The sequence below is a fragment of the Kitasatospora purpeofusca genome (genome assembly GCF_034043715.1).
In the GTDB taxonomy this organism is placed as follows: Bacteria; Actinomycetota; Actinomycetes; order Streptomycetales; family Streptomycetaceae; genus Kitasatospora; species Kitasatospora purpeofusca_A.
This window is the reverse complement of sequence record NZ_JAXCLC010000066.1, coordinates 1-19,022: the sequence shown is the minus strand read 5'-3', so window position 1 is coordinate 19,022 and position 19,022 is coordinate 1. Positions and strand designations below refer to the sequence as shown.

Sequence of the window (19,022 nt, the reverse complement as noted above, 5' to 3'; positions counted from 1 at the left end):
ATCCGACCCCGCGGACCGGCGGCAACCGAATTAGGGCCTGCCTCCTGGATCCTGGCCACCCGGTCTCGGACCTCTGACCTCTAAGCTCGGACCTCAGAGCTCAGAGCTCGGGCCTCGGACCTCGGGCCTCAGACCTCGGACTCGCCCGGCAGCCGCAGGTCCCAGCCGGCCAGTGCCCGCAGCTGCGCGGCGGTCATGTCGTCGGGCAGCGCTCGCGGCGGCTCGTTGCGGAACGGCGGCTGCCAGCCCTCCTGCTGCGTCCAGCGGCGGACGACCTTGGCCGGCGCGCCCGCCACCACCGTGTGGTCGGGTACCTCGCCGCGCACCACCGAGCCGGCCGCGACGACCACGTTGCGGCCCAGCCGGGCACCCGGGAGGATCACCGCTCCGGTGCCGATCCAGCTGCCGGAGCCGATCTCCACCGGCTCGTTGCGCGGCCACTGCTTGCCGATCGGCAGGTCCGTCTCCCGGTACTCGTGCGCCTGGTCGGATATGTAGACGCCGGGACCGGTCCACACGTCGTCGCCCAGCACGATCGACTGGTGGCCGACGATGTGGCTGTCCCGGCCGATCACGCAGCCGCCGCCGATCCGCACGATCGGCTCGGGCCCGAGGTCCAGGCCGGGGAGGAAGCCCGCGCTGATGGTCACCCGTTCGCCGATGATCGAGAACGGGCCGATGGTGATCCACTGCTCGTTGAAGACCGCGCCGAGCGGGAAGCTCAGCTTCGTGCCCGCGCCCAGCTCGCCGAAGCGGTACGGCCCGGGGCTCTCGCCGGAGACCGCGCCGGCCCGCTGCACCCACTGCCAGCCCCGGTGGACGAGCCGCCCCGCCGCGCGCCGGCCGCCGGCCCGGGCGGCGCTGAACAGGGAACGCGTGATCGACATGCGCTCACGTTACCGGTCCGTACGGTCCGCCCGGCGCGGAGGCGGCCAAGGTCACACGGCCCGTCGCCGACCCGTCGCCATCCCGCCGCCACGCCGACCCACGCCGACCGCGCGCCGACCCCGCCCCGTCCGCCGCGACGCTTCCACCGGTCATCCCTGGGAACACATGTCCGAATGCCCGCCGTTGCTGCCAGAATCCCGATCATGGAGATCACCGCACACATCGACGCGCTGCGCCGCGAAGGCGGCCTGCTCGCGGACGCCGCCGCCCGCACCGGCCTCGACGCCCCCGTCCCGACCTGTCCCGACTGGCGACTGCGCGACCTGCTGCTGCACACCGGCCAGGTGCACCGCTGGGCGACGGCCCACGTCCGGGACGCGCTCAAGGCCCCGCTGGACGAGGACGGCGAACGGGCCCTGCTGATCCCCGCACCGGACGACGCCGGACTCGTCAACTGGTTCCGCGCGGGGCACACGGCACTGCTCGACGCGCTCACCGCCGCCCCGGCCGACCTGGACTGCTGGACCTTCATGCCCGCGCCGAGCCCGCTCGCGTTCTGGGCCCGCCGCCAGGCGCACGAGACCGCCGTGCACCGGATCGACGCCGACGCCGCGGCCGGCACCGAGGGCCCGTCGACCGATCCGGCACTCGCGCTGGACGGCATCGACGAGCTGCTGCGCGGCTTCATGTCCCGGGGCCGGACCGAGGTACGCGGCGAGCGGCCGCGCACGGTGCAGATCAGCGCCACGGACGGCCCCGGCCGCTGGCTGCTGACGGTCGGCCCGGACCCGCTGTCCGTCGCGCTCACCGAGGACCCGGCGGCCGATCTGACCCTCACCGGCCCGGCCCGGGACCTCTACCTGCTGCTCTGGAACCGGCTGCCCGCCGGGACCGGGAAGGTGGACCGCGCCGGGGACGAGACCCTGCTCGACCTCTGGCGCGAGTCGGCCCGCATCCGCTGAGCCGGATCCGGGTGTGCGGGGAGACGACCTACCGCACCCAGCGGGCGGGCCGCTTCTCCAGGAACGACCGCATGCCCTCCTGGGCCTCCTCCGAGCCGAACAGCCGCGCCGAGAGTTCGACCAGTTCGTCGGCGTCCCGCTCGAAGGAGCGCACCACCTCGGCGTTGGCGAGCCGCTTGGAGTGCGCGAGGCCCTGCGGCGAACCCAGCCGCAGGGCGTCCAGCAGCTCCTTGAGCGCGACCTCGGCCGCCTCCGGCGCGTCGGCCGCCCGGGTGACCAGACCGATCCTGGCGGCCTCGGCCGCGTCGAACACCTCGCCGGTCAGGTAGTAGCGGGAGGCCGCGCGCGGGTCCAGCTTGGGGCGCAGCGGCAGCGAGATCACGGCCGGCGCGAGGCCGAGCCTGACCTCGGTGAACGCGAAGGTGGCGGCCGGTCCGGCGATCGCCAGATCGGCCGCGCCCACCAGCCCCAGCCCGCCGGCCCGGACGTGCCCGTCGATGACGGCGATCACCGGCTTGGCGCAGTCCACGATCGCCCGCTGGAGGTCGACCAGCCCGCGCGGCCCGACCGTCGGGTCCGCCCCGGTCGCCTCCGAGAGGTCCGCCCCGGCGCAGAACACCTTGCCCGCGTGCGTCAGCACCACCGCGCGCACCTCCGGATCAGCAGCCGCTCCGGCGAGCCCGGCGGTCAGCTCGGCCATCAGCCGGCGGGAGAGCGCGTTGCGGTTGTGCGGCGAGTCGAGGGTCAGCGTGGTGACGGCGTCCTCGGTGGCGACCCGGACGAAGGGCGCTTCACTGGTCATCGGTACGGTCCTGCTTTCCGGCTGAGGGTGGGTCGGAACGGGGCCGCGGCCACGGGTGGGCGGCGGCGCCCGGACGACTCTGACATGCCCACCCTCCGCTCGGCCAGGCTTCCCGGCGCCCGGATGTCCCCTGCCGGTGACACCCCGGGCCGCTCGGAGCCGGGACGTGTCGAGGTCGAGGTCGAACGGCTCGGGCAGCCGGACGGGCGTCCCGAAGGCGTGCGGTCCGTCCTCGACCGCGTAGCCGAGCCGGGTCGGCCCGCTGAACACCGTGCAGGCGCGGTCCTGCCGGTCGACCAGGAGGTAGATCGGCGCCCCGTACTGGCTGTACCGGCGACGCTTCACCGTCCGGTCCGTCTCCCCGTTCGAGGGCGAGGTGACCTCCACCACCAGCAGTGTCCGGTCCGGAAGCAGGGCGCCCTCGGTCTTCGCCGCCAGGCCCGCCGGTACGACCGCGAGGTCGGGGACGAACCAGTTCTCCGATCCGGGCAGGTCGAGATTTCCCGCTCCGGACACCAGCCCCAGCTCTTCCAGGCGCGGCGTCAACTGCCGACGGACGACCTCGGCGGCGCTCTCGTGCGCCCAGCTCGGCCGCATCGGCGTGATGACTCCGTCGATGATTTCGGCGCGGTCGCCTGCGACATGCTGAATCGCGTACTTCAGCGCCCGTTCGGGATCCGTCACGGTGCTGTAGTCGCCGGGCAGTCGGGGGGCTGTGCTCACGGAGCGGCCTCCTTCTCCAACTGCCGTTCTCGTCACGCCGGGTGCACCTGAAGAATACCCTCCGTGAAAGCCGTGGTGCGATGATCGACTGTCGGCCACGATGGGCGCATGACCACGGAATCACAGCGCCACAGCACCGGCCTCACCCACATCACCGAGCCGCCCGGGGTCGCTCCCGGCACCGGCTACACCCAGGTGGTGTCGGCCACCGGGCGGCTGGTGGCGGTGTCGGGGCAGGTCGCCTTCGACGAGCAGCGGCGGCTGGTCGGGGCGGGCGACCCCGAGGCGCAGGCGCGGCAGATCTTCGAGAACCTGCGCCGCTGCCTGGCGGCGGCGGGCGCGGACTTCTCGCACGTCGTCAAGCTGACGTACTTCCTGACCGACATCGCGCACCTGGACGCCGTCCGCAAGGCGCGGAACGAGGCCCTCGGTGAGCTGCCGCCGCCGGCCAGCTCGGCGATGCAGGTCGCGGCGCTGTTCCTGCCGGAGGTGCTGATCGAGATCGAGGCTTTCGCGGTGGTCCCGGAGTAGCCGACCGCCGCCCGTTCCCGACCGCCGCCCGTCCTCGACCGCGTCACACCGGAACCGCGTCACGCCGGAACCGCGCCGCGCCGCCGGGCCCACCGGACGGCGGGGCCCATCGCGAGGCCGGCGCCGGCGAGCAGCGCGCCGAGGGCGGCCCAGCCCGCCAGGCCGTGGCCGATGACGGCGGTCGAGACGACGGCCGGGCCGATCATCAACGCGGCGGACATGCCCGCGTTGAAGACGCCCTGGTAGGCGCCGTGCGCGTGCTCGCCGGCCAGGTCGTAGCTGAGCGCCCAGGTGCCGGCCTGGCTCAGGACCTCGCCGACCGCCTGGAGCGCCACGCCGACCAGGACCACCACCGCGGCCAGCGCGGCGGGCGTGCCGTGGGCGAGGCCGAGGACCAGGCAGGAGGCGGCCAGGATCAGCCCGGCACGTCCACAGGCGCGGGCGGCGGCGACCGGGTGCTCGATGCCCCGGGTCGCGCGGACCTGGAACGCGATGACCAGCACGGTGTTGACGATCAGGGTGCCGGCCACGGTGATCCGGGGCGCGTCGGTCTGCTGGACGATCCACAGCGGCACCCCGACCTCCAGCATCGCGAACTGCAGGGCGAGCACCGAGCCGAGCGCGGTCACCACCAGGAACGGCCCGTCCCGCAGCGCCGGGTTGCGCCGCCTCCCCCCGGCCGCGCCCGCCTCGACGGCCTGGTCCGCCCTACCCGCACCGGCAGCGGCAGCGGCAGCGGCACCCGACCCCCCGGGCACCCGCAGCCGCTGGAACAGCACCGCGACGGCCAGGTACGAGGAGGCGTCCGCCAGGATCGCCGTCAGATAACCGGCCCGCGAGTCCACCTGGAGCGCGATCGCGCCGACCCCGGTGCCGAGGCACAGCCCGACGTTGGTCACCACCCGCAGGTAGGCCCGGCCCGCCACCCGCTTGTCGGCGGGCAGCACCTGCGCGTACAGGGCGTTGCGGACGGCGGCCCCGCCCCGATCGGCGGCGGAGACCAGGCAGGCGAGGGCCACGAACGCCGGGTAGCCGTCCACCAGGGTGTACCCGGCGGTGCCGAGGCCGGTGAGGGAGACCAGCGTGACCAGGACCGGCCTGGCCCCCCAGCGGTCGGCGGCGCGCCCGGCGGGGACGCTGGCGAGCACCCCGCAGAGCCCGGCGGCGGTGAGCGCGAAACCGAGCCGACCGGCGCTCAGGCCGAGGAAGCGGGTGAAGAACAGCACTCCGACCGAGAGCGAGAGGCCGCTGCCGACCGTGTTGAGCAGGGTGATCCGGGCGAGCCGGCGCACGGTCGGGTCGGGGTGCAGCAGGCGCGACGCCCCGGGCGTGGGCAGGTCGGAACTCGGCGCGGCGGTCGCCGCCGGTGGGGTGGTCATGCCCACGATCACACCCCGGCGCCGCCACTCGGCAGTACTCATTTAGGCTCAACCTAAAAGCAGCAGCGCACCGGCGGGCGACGGCAGCAGCAGGCAGCGGCAGCCGGCGGGACGGACGGACGGGGAGAGGGGCAGGGGTCGGGTGCACCGGTTCAAGCTCGGCCTGGCGGACCTCGCCACCACCTGGTTCGCCTGCTCCCCCGTCCAGGAGGCGGCGCTCAGCCTGCGGATGTGGACCCACCCCGGGCACTACCACCTCCAGTCCGCCGCCTTCGGGCGACTGCGCCCCGCCTTCGAACGGCTGGACTCCGCGCTGCTGCTCTCCCTGGTCGCCGCGAACCGCTGGATCCCGGACTTCCTGACGCCCCGCCCGGCCACCCCGTGGCCGGACTTCCGCACCGAGCTGGCCGCCGTCCGGGCACTGCCGCCCGAGCAGCTGCGGCCCGAGCTGGAACAGACCTTCCTGCCCCACCGCCAGCCGCTGCCCCCGCTGCTCGCGGCGGGCCTGGCCGATCCGGCCCGGCTGCTGGCGCGGATCGCCGACGCCCTGGAGGAGTACTGGGAGTGCTGCCTGGCGCCGGGCTGGTGGCCGCAGGCCAGGACGGTGCTGGAGGCGGACCTGGTCTACCGCTCCCGGGTGCTGGCGCAGCAGGGCGCGGCCGCGCTGTTCGCCGACCTGGACCACCGGCTGCGCTGGACGGACGGGGTGCTGTCGGTCGACCGCCGCTGGAAGGAGTGGGACGAGGAGATCACGGTGGACGGGCGCGGGCTGGTCCTGGTGCCGACCTTCTTCGCCCGGGGTGCGGTCACGATGATCAGCAACGACCGGGCACCGCAGATCAGTTACCCGGCCAGGGGGCAGGCGGGGATGGCCGCGCCGCCGGCGCCGGTGACTCCGGGCGCACTGGATCAGCTGCTCGGCGCGCCGAAGGCCCGGCTGCTAACGCTGCTGGCCGAGCCGGCCAGCACCACCGACCTCGCCTACCGGCTGGGGGTGACGCCGGGCGCGGTCAGCCAGCACCTGGGGGTGCTGCACCGGACCGGGCTGGTGAACCGGGCGCGGCACGGCCGTTCGGTGCTGTACAGCCGCAGCCCGCTCGGCGACGAGCTGTCCGGCCAACCGCGCCGCGGCTGACGGACGGGTGCGGCTGACGGACGGGTGCGGACTCGCACCGCACGGCCCGTGACCAGCGCTCCCAACTCACCATTGGTACAGACCTGTTGACGCATTGGTCCAGTCCTCCTACAGTGCCTCCAGGCTGCGTCCCCCACGACGCGGGCACCGGTCGACCACGCACCGCCCCACCACCCGACCGGGTACCACCCAGCTCCACCGGGCTCCACCCGCACGGTTCTGCGCCACCCTGTCCAACCCCACAGTCACAGGGAGAACCATGTCCGTCCGATCCCGCACACGCCGAGACCAGGCGCGCCGCACCCGCCGCAGACTGCTGGCGCTGCTCTCCGTCCTGCTCCTCCCGATCGCCGCGATCACCGCCCTGGCGACCCCCGCCAACGCGGCCGGCAAGCTCACCGCCGCCTTCACCACCGAGAACAACGGCTCCTGGTGGAAGGGCACTTACATCGTCCGCAACGACAACGCCGCCGCCGTCAACGGCTGGACCCTGGAGTTCGACCTCCCGGCCGGCGTCACCATCCAGAACAGCTACAACGGGACCGCGACGGTCAACGGCCGCCACGTCACCGCCGTCGCCGCGTTCTACAACGCCAACGTCCCGGCGGGGAGGACCACCGAGCCGTACAGCTTCTGGTTCGTCGCCAACGGCCAGGTCGGCACGCCGACCGGCTGCCGGATCAACGGCGACAAGTGCGACGGCAGTTCGGACGTCCTGCCGTCCGCCCCGGGCACCCCCGCGGTGACCGACGCGACGGCCCACACGCTCGCACTGAAGTGGCCCGCCGCGACCGGCGGCGACTTCCCGGTGGCCTCCTACGACGTGCTGAACGGCAGCACCGTGGTCGGCGGCAGCACCACCACCGACGCCGTGGTCACCAACCTCACCCCGGCGACCAGTTACACCCTGACCGTCCGCGCCAAGGACACCCGCGGCAACACCGGCCCGCTGAGCGCGTCGGTCACGGCCGCCACCTTCGACCCGGCGACCGACCCGACGCCACCCACCGCGCCCACCAACCTCCGCACCACCGCGGTGGGTTCGAGCGAGGTGACGCTCGCCTGGAACGCCGCCACCGACAATCTGAAGGTCGCCGCGTACGACGTCTACCAGGACGGCGCCCTGGTCCGCACGGTCACCGGCTCCACCCTGACCGCCACCGTCGGCAGCCTCTCCCCGTCCACCTCCTACACCTTCACCGTCAAGGCCAGGGACGGCGCGGACAACGCCTCCCCCGCCACCGCGCCGTTGAAGGTCACCACCTCCGACCTGGTCGGCGCCGGCAAGTACGCCCGGGTCGGCTACTTCACCCAGTGGGGCATCTACGGCCGCCAGTACTTCGTCAAGAACCTCGACACCTCGGGCAGCGCGGCCAAGCTCGACGTCATCAACTACGCCTTCGAGAACATCGACCCGGTCAACCTGACCTGCATGGCGGGCGTCACCAAGGGCACCACCGCCGATCCGCAGGACCCGGACCAGGGCACCGGCGCGGGCGACGCCGACGCCGACTACGCCCGCCCGATGAGCGCCGCCCAGTCGATCGACGGCGTGGCGGACGACGGCTGGGGCAAACTGCGCGGCAACTTCAACCAGTTGAAGAAGCTCAAGGCGAAGTACCCGAACCTCAAGATCGTCGTCTCGCTGGGCGGCTGGACGTACTCCAAGTACTTCTCCGACGCGGCCGCCACCGACGCGTCCCGGCAGAAGCTCGTCAAGTCCTGCCTCGACGTGTGGATCAAGGGCAATCTGCCGCTCTACAACGGCGCGGGCGGCGACGGCGTCGCGGCCGGGATCTTCGACGGCATCGACCTCGACTGGGAGTGGCCCGGCTCGCCCGACGGCCATGCCGGCAACCACTACAGCGCCAACGACAAGGGCAACCTGACCCTGCTGCTGGCCGAGTTCCGCAAGCAGCTGGACGCCCTGGGCGGCTCGCACAAGCTGCTGACCGCCTTCACCCCGGCCGACCCGGTGAAGATCAACCAGGGCTGGGACCTCTCGAAGATCTTCAACTACCTCGACATCGCCAACGTCCAGGGCTACGACTTCCACGGCGCGGGCAGCGACAACTCGTGGGAGCCCAACCGCACCGGCCACCAGGGCAACCTCTACCAGGACGCCCAGGACCCGTACGCCAACCACTTCAGCGTCGACGCGGCGGTCAAGCCCTACCTCGACGCCGGGGTCAACCCGCGCAAGCTCACCATCGGCCTGGCGTTCTACGGCCGGGGCTGGCAGGGCGTCGCCGACGGCGGCGTCAAGGGCGAGTGGCAGAGCGCGACCGGCGCAGCCCCCGGCCAGTTCGCCGAGGAGGCCGGCACCCGCGGCTACAACAACCTGATCACCACCTTCCCCAACCTGTCCGTCCACCACGACGAACAGTCCGTCGCGACCTACGGTTACACCGGCGCCGGCGGCCAGTGGTGGACCTTCGACGACGCCTGGTCGATCGGCAAGAAGACGGCCTACCTGAAATCGAAGGGCCTGCTCGGCGCGATGATCTGGGAGATGACCGGCGACACCCCCGGCGGCACCCTGATCACGGCGATCGACAACGGCCTCAAGTAGCACGTCGGATCGGCGTACACGGGGTTCGAGCACCGACCCCGCGTACGCCGGGTCCGAGCACGCCGGGTTCGGCGGGTACCCGCCCGCCGGACCCGGCGTCACCTCAGCGCGAGGCCAGGGCCGCGAGGCGGCGGGCCGAGCGGTACTGGCGGATCACCTGGGCGAAGGTGGTGTGCCCCTGGGTGGTACGGGCGAACGCCCGCCAGGCCGGGTCGACCAGGCAGACCGCCGCGTGGAACAGGTACGGCCGGCGCTCGAAGGCGGTCAGCATCTGCTTGCCCGCCCGCATCTCCACCCCGAGGCCGGCCTTGATCGCGAAGGCGTAGTTCAGCGCCTCCCGCCGGACCTCCGCGGCCGTGCCCGCCTCGGCCACCTTGACCGCCCACTCCCCGGCCAGCCGGCCCGAGCGCAGCGCGTACGAGATGCCCTCCCGGGTCCACGGCTCCAGCAGCCCGGCCGCGTCCCCGGCGACCAGCACCCGGCCGCGCGACAGCGGCGAGTCCTCGGCCCGGCAGCGGGTCAGATGCCCGGACTCCACGCTCGGACGGAATCCCGCGAGGCCCAACTGCCGGATGTAGTCGGCCAGGTACTGCTTGGTCCGCTCGCCGTCCCCGCGCGCCGAGATCACCCCGACGGTCAGGCTGCTGGACTCGGTCTTCGGGAACACCCAGCCGTAACTGCCGGGCAGCGGCCCCCAGTCGAGGTGGATCCGGCCGGCCCAGGCCGCGGCCACCTCGGCCGGGACGGGGATCTCCGCCTCCAGACCGAGGTCGATCTGGTCGAAGGAGACACCCACGTGCCGGCCGATCCGGCTCGCGCTGCCGTCCGCGCCGACCACCGCGCGGGCCTCGAAGCTGCGCCCGTCGGCGGCCGTGACCAGCGCCGTACGGTGCCCGCCGCCGCGCTGCTCGACCCCGGTGACGGTCACTCCGGTGACCAGCACCGCGCCGGCCTGCTTGGCCGCCTGCACCAGGCGCAGGTCGAACTCGTCCCGGTTGACCAGGCCGAACAGCATCCGCTTGGAACGCCGGGTCCGGGTGAACCGGCCGCCGTACGCGAAGGTGACGGCGTGCACCCGGTCCTGGAGCGGCAGCTTGAAGTCCGGCGGCAGGCTGTCCCGGGACGGGCCGATGATGCCGCCGCCGCAGGTCTTGTACCGGGGGTGCTCGGCCTTGTCGAGCAGCAGCACGCGCCGGCCCTGGGCCGCGGCGGCGTGCGCGGCGGAGGAGCCGGCCGGCCCGGCACCGACCACGACGACGTCCCAGACGCCGTCCAACGGGTCCGGCCGGTCCGGCCCGGCGGCCTCGGCGTCGAGCGGGCTACGAGAATCGGGGCTTCCGGAGTCAGTCACGGGCAACAATCCTATGCGGCCGCCCCCGCCGGCGTCGGCAGCACCGCACCGAACGCGCGAACGAATCGTGGCCGCACCGGCCCTCCCGCCCGCGCGGGCGGTGCCGGCCACCGCTCCCCCAGGGGCCGTCCGTTCGTGTCCGCCTATGATCGGAGTCACCCCCCGTCAACGCCGTTCGCCCGGAACACCCCCCGGACGGACCACCCCTACCCGGAGCACACCCGATGCCGCAGCAGCCCCTGGCCGACGCCGTCCGGTCCCTGATGGACCGCGCCCGCACCGACCTCGCCGAACTGGTCGCCTTCCCGTCGGTCGCCGATCCGCGTCAGTTCCCGGTCGAGGAGTGCGAGAAGGCCGCCCGCTGGGTCGCCGACGCCTTCGCCGCCGAGGGCCTGACCGGGGTCCGACTGCTCGACACCCCGGACGGCACCCAGTCCGTCTACGCCGAGCTGCCCGGCCCGGCCGGCGCTCCGACCGTCCTGCTCTACTCGCACTACGACGTCCAGCCGCCGCTGGCCGAGGACGAGTGGCTGAGCCCCGCCTTCGAGCTCACCGAGCGCGACGGCCGCTGGTACGGGCGCGGCGCCGCCGACTGCAAGGGCAACATCCTGATGCACCTGACGGCCCTTCGGGCCCTGCGACGGGCGGACGGCGGCTACCCGGTCGGGTTGAAGATCATCGTCGAGGGCTCGGAGGAGCAGGGCACCGGCGGCCTGGAGCGGTACGCCGAGGCCCACCCCGAGCTGCTCGCCGCCGACGCCATCGTGATCGGCGACACCGGCAACTTCGCGGCCGGCCTGCCCACCGTCACCGCCTCGCTGCGCGGCATGACCGTGGTCGACGTGTCGGTCCGCACCCTCGCGGGCAACCTGCACTCCGGCGCGTTCGGCGGCGCCGCGCCGGACGCCCTCCAGGCCCTGGTCAAGGTGCTCGCCTCGCTGCACGACGAGCACGGCGACGTCGCCGTGGCCGGCCTGGCCACCGATCAGACCTGGACCGGCGTGCAGTACCCGGACGAGCAGTTCCGCGCCGACGCCAAGGTGCTGGACGGGGTCGCGCTCACCGGCACCGGCACCGTCGCCGACCGGCTGTGGGCCCGTCCCTCGGTCACCGTCCTCGGCATCGACGCCCCGCCGGTGGTCGGCGCCACCTCCTCCGTGCAGGCCTTCGCCAAGGCCTCGGTCAGCCTGCGCGTCCCGCCGGGCACCGACACCGGCGCCGCCCAGGAGGCGCTGGTCGCCCACCTGGAGGCCCAGGTGCCGTTCGGCGCGCGGATCACGGTCGAGCGCCAGGGCAACGGCTCCCCGTTCCGCGCCGACACCTCCGGTCCGGCCTACGAGGCGATGGGCGAGGCGATGGCCGAGGCCTTCGGCACCCCGATGGTCGCCTCCGGCGAGGGCGGCTCGATCCCGCTCTGCAACACCCTGCGCACGCTCTACCCGGAGGCCGAGATCGTGCTGATCGGCGTCGAGGAGCCGACCACCCAGATCCACGCGGTCAACGAGAGCGTCGACCCGCTGGAGCTGGAGCGGATGGCCCTCACCGAGGCGCTCTTCCTGCGCCGCTACGCGGAGCTGCGTTCGGTCTGACCCCGGCTGCGCGGGCCGCGCCGTCCACCACGGCGGCGCGGCCCGCGTCACACCCCGGCATGCCCTCCCCGCGCGCCTGCTCCGCGCTGCCGCACGCCCGCGCGTCCCGATGTCGGCGCGCCCCGCTCACACGCTCCGCACCACCCCGTTCCACCTGTGCGCCGCCGGCCGCCACCTCCGCGCCGCCCGTGCCCCGGCCGCTCCGGCCGTCAGTCGCGCGCACCCCGGACCCCCGCCACCGCGGCCCGGGCCAGCGCCCACCCGACCGCGCCGACCGCGAGTCCGGCCCCCGCCCCGAAGCACAGCTCCCCCACCAGCCCGCGCCGCAGCGGAACGAGCCGGTGCACCACCCCCGCCGCGGTGGCCGCGCCCAGTACCGCCGCGCCGGCCCGCCGGGCCCGGCCGGACAGTTCGACGGCCGGCCGGACCGGCTCCACCGACCGGACCGCCCGCACCGCGTACCCCGCCACGGCGGCCAGCGCGGGGGCCGAGGTGCCGTACTGCAGCACCTCGCACAGCGGCGGCCCGCCCGCGACCGGCCGCCCCAGCACCGGGAACAGCCGGACCCCGGCCCGGTCGTGGTGGGTGAAGGCGTCCCAGCCGACGTGGCTCGCCGCGCCGACCGCCGCCGAGGCCGCGAACCAGGCGAGGTCGGCCCGGGTCGGCCGCCCCCGGCCGGACCGGCGGACCGTCAGCGCCTCGGCCGCGCCGGACCACGGCGGCGGCAGCAGCGCCACCAGCGGCCCGCGCACCAGCCCGTGCCAGCCCGCCACCAGCCCGGCCGCGAGCGCCACGTCCACCGTCGGCACCCCCCACCAACGGTGGGTCACCGCGCCGTACCGGTAGACCCCGGGCAGCAGCGACTCGGCGAAGAACGGCACATCCGGCGCCATCGAGCCGGCGACCAGCGCGGACGCGACCAGCGGTCCGCGCTCCCCCGCCGCACGCAGCAGAGGCAGGACGGCGGCCGGGTGACTCAGGGTGAACGGCATGGCCCCATCCTGCCGCCCCCGGCCACGGCCGCCGCACCCGCCCCGCACGGCCCGCCCCGCCCACGCCGCCACCGCCGGGCACCAGGGGCCGGACGCCGGAGCGGCCGGCCCGGCCGAGGACGCCGGACCGACCGCACCACCGACCCGACGGGCACTACGGACCCGCTGGACCCGCCGGACCGGCGGACCGCCGGACCGCCGGACCCGGCCACCCTTACTACGGGACCGCCCCGGGCCGGGCGCCGGTCCGCTCAGGCCGCGTCCGCCGTCGACGCCAGCCCCACCCCCGCCCGCCTCCCGGCCTCCAGGTAGCGCAGCTCCCCGCAGCGGCGGGCGTCCAGCGCCGCGGCGAGCCGCCGGTACCGCCCGGGCGGCAGCAGCCCGGAGGCCTCCTCCAGGCTGACGAAGCGCCAGCTCCGCAGCTCGTCCTGCTGGAGCAGCAGCCCCTGCCGGGCGGTGGCGTCCAGCAGGCCGCCGTCGTAGACCAGGCGCAGCCCGCCCCGGCGCGGGCCGGTGCGCGGCTCCCAGTCCACGGCGAGCAGTCGTAGCGCGGCCGGGTCCAGCCGGAGGCCGAGTTCCTCGGCGGTCTCCCGCAGCGCGGCGTCGGTCGGCGCCTCGCCGCGTTCGACCACTCCGCCGGGGAACTCCCAGTCCGGCTTGTAGACCGGGTCGACGAGCAGGACCCGGTCCTGCTCGTCGAAGAACAGGACGGCGGAGGCCACGGTGTCCCCGGTGGGATCGGGGCTCTGCACGATCGGACAGCGGGCCGACCCGTCGCCCACCAGCTGGGCGAGTCTGGCGGCGGTCTCGCGCGGGGTGAGTCCGGAGGTGTCGACGAGCCGGGCGTCCCGGCGCAGCCAGCGGCGGGCGGCGAGGTAGCGGGGCACGTGCTCCAGGCACCACTGCCGGATCCGTTCGCTGCGCTCGGGGTCCTCGGGTACCTCCTCACGTTGGGCAATGCGCGCACGCAGGATCGTTTCTTCTGGGTCCAGGACGAGGTGGTGCACCGCGATGCCGTGGGAGGCCAGTGCACCGAAGATCTCGTCCCGGTAGTCCTCCCGCAGCAGCGTCATCGGGACCACCAGCGGCCCGGGCACCTCACCGAGCAGCGCCGCCGCCGTCTCGGGGACGAGCCGCCGCCAGGCCGGCAGCTCCTGGAAGTCCGACACCGCCGCCATCCGGTCGGCCGGCAGCATCGCCCGCAACCCGAAGCCGACCAGCTCGGGATCGAACAGCATGCTGCCGGGCAGCAGCTCCACCAACTCGCGACAGGCGCTCGTCTTGCCCGCCCCGAACGTGCCATTGACCCAGACGATCACTAACGTCCCCTGTTTCTCGACCTCCCCCGGTGCCGTTCGCACCGGGCGGCGCCCCCGTCAGCCGAACCAGCGCCACCCGAGGTGGTACCCGCGCCGCGCCGTTCCCCATCCTCCACGTCGGCCCGGCTCATGGCGGTTCCCGGTTCCGTTTGACAGCGGCATGTGCCCAGGTCAGAGGGCCTACCACAGGGCCGGTGCAACCCTCGCCGCGCCGGAGCGCGCACCCCCGGACACCGGAGTCCGACAGCAGGACGCGCGCCCCCTCCGCACCTCGTACACCCCACCGTCCGTACACCCCACGGTCCTTACGCTCCACGGTCCTTACGCTCCACGGTCCTTACGCTCCACCGTGCGCGGGGCCGCCGACCCGGGACCGCGCTTGCCCATCGGCGGCCGAACGCATAGAGAGGAACGATGACCGCACCCAGCACGCCCGGCCGCGTCGTGGCCATCGGCTCCGTGAACATCGACCGCATCCTGCGCTGCCCCGTCCTCCCCGCCCCCGGGGAGACCGTCCTCGCGGCCGGCTCCGCCCAGGGCTTCGGCGGCAAGGGCGCCAACCAGGCCGTGGCCGCGGCCGCCATGGGCGCGCCGACCTGCCTGGTGGCCCGCGTCGGCGCCGACCCCGAGGGCCGGGCCGCACTGGACGACCTCCGGGCGGCCGGAGTGGCGACCGACGCCGTACGCACCGACCCGGACGCGCCCACCGGGCTGGCCGTCGTCCTGGTCGACCCGGCCGGGGAGAACAGCATCGTGGTCGTCCCCGGCGCCAATGCCCGGCTCACCGGTGCCGAGGTCGCGCAGGTCCTCGCCGGCCTCGCCCTGACCTCCGCGGACACCGTCCTGACCAGTGGCGAGGTGCCCGAGGAGTGCATCCGCGCGACGGCCGCCGCACTGCCCGCCGGGCCGCGCTGGATCCACAACGCGGCGCCCGCGGGCGTTCTGCCGGACTGGTCCGGCCCGGGTCTGCGCCGCCCGCTCCTGGTCGCCAACGCCGTCGAGGCCGCCCAGCTCACCGGCCGGTCCGCCGCCGACGCCGCCACGACCACCGGCGACACCGCGACCACCGGCGACACCGGGACCACCGGCACCGCGACCACCCACGGCACCGGGAACGGCACCGCCACGACGGCCACCGCGCTGGCGGCGCTCGGCGACGGGGCGGTGGTCACCCTCGGCGCGGCGGGCGCCCTGGTCGCGGCGGGCGGCGCGCTCCACCACGTCCCCGCCCCCGAGGTGGCCGTCGTCGACACCACCGGCGCCGGCGACGTGTTCTGCGGCGCCCTCGCCGCCCGGCTGGCGCAGGGCGCGTCCCTCCCCGAGGCCGCCGCCACCGCCGTCGCGGCCGGCGCCTTCGCGGTCACCGCCCTGGGCGCCCGCGGCGCCCTTCCCCGACCGGCCGACTTCACCGGCCCGGCCGCCGGGCCCTCCTGATCGCCCCCGCCCCACCCACGGACCGGCTCACGGACCGGCACCCCGAAGGCCGGCACCCACGGACCGGCGCCCGGACCACCGTGGTCCGGGCGCCGGTCCGGGCCGACACGAGCAGGGCTCAGGGCCGCCCCATGTGGGTCGGGTAGTAGCCGCTGCTGATCCCCGAGATCCGGATCAGCGTGCCGGGCCGGGCGGCCTCCACGTACTGGTTGTTGCCCAGGTAGATCGCCACGTGGTGGATGCCCCGGGCGGAGCCGTCGTCCGACCAGAACAGCAGGTCCCCCCGCCGCAGCTGGGAGGCCGTCACCGGTGTGGTGGCCGCGTACTGGTCGTTGGCGACCCGGGGCAGCTCGATGTCGCCGCTCCGGAAGGCCTGCTGGACGAGGCCCGAGCAGTCGTAGCCGTCCGGACCGTTGCCGGCCGTCCTGAACGGCTTGCCCAGCTGCGCCAGCGCGAACCGCACCGCCGCCTCGACGTCACCGTCCGCCGCCGGGGCCACCGCGTCGGCCGAGGAACCGGACCCCGTGGCGGAGGTGGAGGAGGCCGGGGCCGAGCCGGAGGACGTGTCCGAGCCGCCGGTCCGCGCGAGGTAGACGTCGTAGTGCGTCGTCCAGCGCCACTGGCCCTGGCTGTTCTTGAACCAGTACCGCGAACCGTCCCACCCCTGGGTGATGCCCCCGGACGGGACGGCCGTCGCCGACGCCGAGGCGGCCGGGGCCGGGGCCGGGGCCGGGGCCGGGGCCGGGGCGGTGCCCGAGGCCGAGCCGCCGGTCCGCGCCAGGTAGACGTCGTAGTGCGTCGTCCAGCGCCAGTGCCCCTGGCTGTCCTTGAACCAGTACCGCGAACCGTCCCACCCGGCGTGGGCCGGCGCCGGCTCGGCCGCCGCCGTCCCCGCACCGGTGCCGAGGCCGATCACGCCGGCTCCGGCAGCGATCACGGCCACCATGCCTATCCCCCGGCGGACCCGCGCGGCCCGCGAGAGGCGGGAGCGGTCGGCGCCGCGCGCCGGCCGGGGGGAGGTGGCGGCAGCGGGCTGCCCGGTCGCGTCGTCGGCGGCACCCGGTGCGCCGGTGTTGACGGTCGTCATGCTGCTGTCTTCCTTCGCTGATCACGCTGATCGCGCCGATCGCCTCGGTCGCGCTGAACGCTGGTCACCCATCGCTGGTCACCCATCGCTGGACGCGGTCCGCGGGTCCCGAGGGACTCGGTCCGCACCGTTTGTCACGTTAGGCATGCGTCCGGTCACAGCGCGCAGTGGAGTGCGCCAAAGGAAGGCTCACGGAAGGTGAGCGACCGTCACCCGGCCCCGCACCGGGTGACCGCCCGTCACCCGTGTGCCGAGTCCGCCAGCAACTGCTTCTTCAGCACCTTTCCCAGGGCGTTCCTGGGCAGTTCGGACACCAGCACCACCCGTCGGGGCCGCTTGTGGACCGAGAGCCGCGACGCCACGAAGTCCGTCAGCTGTTCACCCGTCACGGGACCGTCCGGCACCACGTACGCCACGATCGCCTGGCCGAGGTCCGCGTCGGGCGCGCCGATGACAGCGGCGTCGGCCACGGCCGGGTGATCGCGCAGGGCCGCCTCCACCTCGCCGGCCCCGATCCGGTACCCGCCGCTCTTGATCAGGTCGACGGAGGCCCGCCCCACGATCCGGTGGAAGCCGTCGGCTCCGATCACCGCGACGTCCCCGGTCCGGAACCAGCCGTCGGCGGTCCACGCCTCGGCGTCGGCGTCCGGCCGGTTGAGGTACCCCCGGAACAGCGTGGGTCCGGCCACCTGGAGTTCGCCGACGCTCTCGCCGTCCTGCGGAACGGGCCCACCGTCCTCCCCGACCAGCCGGGTGCGCACCCCGGCCACCGGCAGGCCCACGCTGCCCGGACGGCGCTCCCCGTCGGCCCGGGTGGAGACGGTGATCAGCGATTCGGTCATGCCGTACCGCTCGATCGGGGCGTGGCCGGTCAGCGCGGCGAGTCGTTCGAACACGGGGACGGGCAGCGGTGCGCTCCCGGAGACCAGCAGCCGGGCGGAGGCGAGCCGGGCGGCCGCCTCCTGATCCGCCGCCAGCCGGGACCAGACGGTCGGCACGCCGAAGTAGAGGCTGCCGCCCGCGGCCGCGTACCCGGCGGGGGTGGGCCGGCCGGTGTGCACCAGCCGGCTGCCGGTGCGCAGCGCGCCGAGCACGCCGAGCACCAGCCCGTGCACATGGAACAGCGGCAGGCCGTGCACCAGGGTGTCCTCGGCGGTCCACTGCCAGGCGTCGGCGAGCGCGTCGAGGTCGGCGGCGACGGCGGAGCGGTCGATCACCGCCCCCTTGGGCGCGCCGGTGGTCCCGGAGGTGTAGAGCACGAAGGCGGTCGCCGCCGGGTCCGGCTCGGCGTACGTAGTGGCGGAGCACTCGCGCAGGTCGACCGGCAGCCCGGCGACACCGGCGTCCGCCGGCAGGGTGTCACCGGCGGCGTGCGCCAGCAGGGCGGCACCGGAGTCGCGCAGGATGTGCGCGCGCTCCTTGGGCCCGGAGTCGGGCGGCAGCGGGACGACGGGGACCCCGGCGAGCAGGCCGCCGACGACCGCGACCACCGTCTCGGCGGTGGACCGGGCGAGCACCGCGAGGGCGGGGGCGCCCGCCACCCGGTCGGCGACGGCCGTGGCCGCGCCGAGCAGCCGCTCGCGGGAGAGCCCCGGTCCGTCGGAGATCCGCAGTGCGTCGGCGGAGTCGCCGGAGCCGCCCCGAAGCGCCGTCAAGAGTGTCATGCGTCTGCCCTCGCCCCTGTCCACGGTGGGCCGGATGCCCACGGTCCGCTGGGCGCCGGGCCCAAGGGTCCGCATGGGTCACGGAATCCGCGGAATCCACAGAGCCCGCGGAGTCCACGGGGATCCGCGACCGGCGCCGCCGACCGACTCTACGACCCGGGGGCCGCCACCCGGGGGCCAGGGCGAACGACGGCGCGGGGGCGCCCCGGGAGTTCCCGGGCGCGCCCCCGCGCCGTCACCTGCCGTCAGGTCGGGGCCAGGAGGATGTCAGGCCTTGCGGGCCTTCACCTCACCGGTGAGCTGCGGCAGGACCTCGAACAGGTCGCCGACCACGCCGTAGTCGACGAGCTCGAAGATCGGGGCCTCGGGGTCCTTGTTGACGGCCACGATGGTCTTCGAGGTCTGCATGCCGGCCCGGTGCTGGATCGCGCCGGAGATGCCCGCCGCGATGTACAGCTGCGGGGAGACCTGCTTGCCGGTCTGGCCGACCTGGCTGCTGTGCGGGTACCAGCCGGCGTCGACGGCGGCGCGCGAGGCACCGACGGCCGCGCCCAGCGCGTCGGCGAGCTCCTCGACCACGCCGAAGCCCTCGGC

General features: G+C 74.8%; 15 protein-coding genes and 1 pseudogene. 6 read left to right on the top strand and 10 right to left on the bottom strand.

The window, feature by feature from the left end; translation table 11 throughout:
* Positions 1-128 precede the first annotated feature (128 nt).
* On the bottom strand, positions 129-887 hold the full coding sequence (locus tag SM793_RS28150) for an acyltransferase (RefSeq protein ID WP_320441101.1): 759 nt from the start codon (positions 885-887) through the stop codon (positions 129-131).
* A 204-nt stretch (positions 888-1,091) separates the two neighbouring features.
* Between SM793_RS28150 and SM793_RS28145 the strand changes: the two genes are divergently transcribed.
* Positions 1,092-1,850 (top strand): maleylpyruvate isomerase family mycothiol-dependent enzyme, encoded by a 759-nt coding sequence (locus SM793_RS28145; RefSeq protein ID WP_320441100.1) that lies wholly within the window; start codon positions 1,092-1,094, stop codon positions 1,848-1,850.
* 28 nt (positions 1,851-1,878) lie between these two features.
* Here SM793_RS28145 and SM793_RS28140 read toward each other — a convergent pair whose 3' ends face one another.
* Positions 1,879-2,652 (bottom strand): enoyl-CoA hydratase family protein, encoded by a 774-nt coding sequence (locus SM793_RS28140; protein ID WP_320441126.1) that lies wholly within the window; start codon positions 2,650-2,652, stop codon positions 1,879-1,881.
* A gap of 204 nt (positions 2,653-2,856) precedes the next feature.
* Positions 2,857-3,336: pseudogene (locus tag SM793_RS28135) on the bottom strand (Uma2 family endonuclease); the annotation flags it as partial.
* Positions 3,337-3,483: 147 nt separating this feature from the next.
* Between SM793_RS28135 and SM793_RS28130 the strand changes: the two are divergent.
* A complete protein-coding gene (locus SM793_RS28130; RefSeq protein ID WP_320441099.1) occupies positions 3,484-3,906 on the top strand; it encodes a RidA family protein in 423 nt (140 codons plus the stop codon).
* A gap of 59 nt (positions 3,907-3,965) precedes the next feature.
* Here the strand turns inward: SM793_RS28130 and SM793_RS28125 are convergent, their stop codons facing one another.
* The gene (locus SM793_RS28125) at positions 3,966-5,327 is read right to left on the bottom strand and encodes an MFS transporter (protein ID WP_320441098.1); all 1,362 of its coding nucleotides are present in this window, start codon (positions 5,325-5,327) and stop codon (positions 3,966-3,968) included.
* 100 nt (positions 5,328-5,427) lie between these two features.
* Between SM793_RS28125 and SM793_RS28120 the strand changes: the two genes are divergently transcribed.
* On the top strand, positions 5,428-6,420 hold the full coding sequence (locus SM793_RS28120; protein WP_320441097.1) for a helix-turn-helix domain-containing protein: 993 nt from the start codon (positions 5,428-5,430) through the stop codon (positions 6,418-6,420).
* A gap of 259 nt (positions 6,421-6,679) precedes the next feature.
* A complete protein-coding gene (locus tag SM793_RS28115) occupies positions 6,680-8,992 on the top strand; it encodes a glycosyl hydrolase family 18 protein (RefSeq protein WP_320441096.1) in 2,313 nt (770 codons plus the stop codon).
* A 103-nt stretch (positions 8,993-9,095) separates the two neighbouring features.
* Here SM793_RS28115 and SM793_RS28110 read toward each other — a convergent pair whose 3' ends face one another.
* Complete coding sequence (locus SM793_RS28110) at positions 9,096-10,343, bottom strand: geranylgeranyl reductase family protein (protein ID WP_413816050.1); 1,248 nt, start codon at positions 10,341-10,343, stop codon at positions 9,096-9,098.
* A 224-nt stretch (positions 10,344-10,567) separates the two neighbouring features.
* On the opposite strand from SM793_RS28110, the gene SM793_RS28105 reads away from it, so the two are divergent.
* The gene (locus tag SM793_RS28105) at positions 10,568-11,932 is read left to right on the top strand and encodes a dipeptidase (protein ID WP_320441095.1); all 1,365 of its coding nucleotides are present in this window, start codon (positions 10,568-10,570) and stop codon (positions 11,930-11,932) included.
* A 209-nt stretch (positions 11,933-12,141) separates the two neighbouring features.
* Here SM793_RS28105 and SM793_RS28100 read toward each other — a convergent pair whose 3' ends face one another.
* Both SM793_RS28100 and SM793_RS28095 read right to left on the bottom strand, forming a co-directional pair.
* A complete protein-coding gene (locus tag SM793_RS28100) occupies positions 12,142-12,924 on the bottom strand; it encodes a DUF4184 family protein (protein ID WP_320441094.1) in 783 nt (260 codons plus the stop codon).
* A 251-nt stretch (positions 12,925-13,175) separates the two neighbouring features.
* Positions 13,176-14,243 (bottom strand): NUDIX hydrolase, encoded by a 1,068-nt coding sequence (locus SM793_RS28095; RefSeq protein WP_320441093.1) that lies wholly within the window; start codon positions 14,241-14,243, stop codon positions 13,176-13,178.
* 414 nt (positions 14,244-14,657) lie between these two features.
* On the opposite strand from SM793_RS28095, the gene SM793_RS28090 reads away from it, so the two are divergent.
* Positions 14,658-15,677 carry a PfkB family carbohydrate kinase gene (locus SM793_RS28090; RefSeq protein WP_320441092.1) on the top strand — a complete coding sequence of 340 codons (1,020 nt, stop codon included), beginning with the start codon at positions 14,658-14,660 and terminating at the stop codon, positions 15,675-15,677.
* Positions 15,678-15,795: 118 nt separating this feature from the next.
* Here the strand turns inward: SM793_RS28090 and SM793_RS28085 are convergent, their stop codons facing one another.
* From SM793_RS28085 to SM793_RS28075, 3 genes are all read right to left on the bottom strand, one after another.
* Complete coding sequence (locus SM793_RS28085) at positions 15,796-16,764, bottom strand: C40 family peptidase (protein WP_320441091.1); 969 nt, start codon at positions 16,762-16,764, stop codon at positions 15,796-15,798.
* Between the two features lie 239 nt (positions 16,765-17,003).
* Entirely contained in the window at positions 17,004-18,428 is a 1,425-nt protein-coding gene (locus SM793_RS28080) for an acyl-CoA synthetase (RefSeq protein ID WP_320441090.1), read from the bottom strand.
* 267 nt (positions 18,429-18,695) lie between these two features.
* On the bottom strand, positions 18,696-19,022 hold a 327-nt coding region (locus SM793_RS28075; RefSeq protein ID WP_320441089.1), incomplete at its 5' end, for an electron transfer flavoprotein subunit alpha/FixB family protein.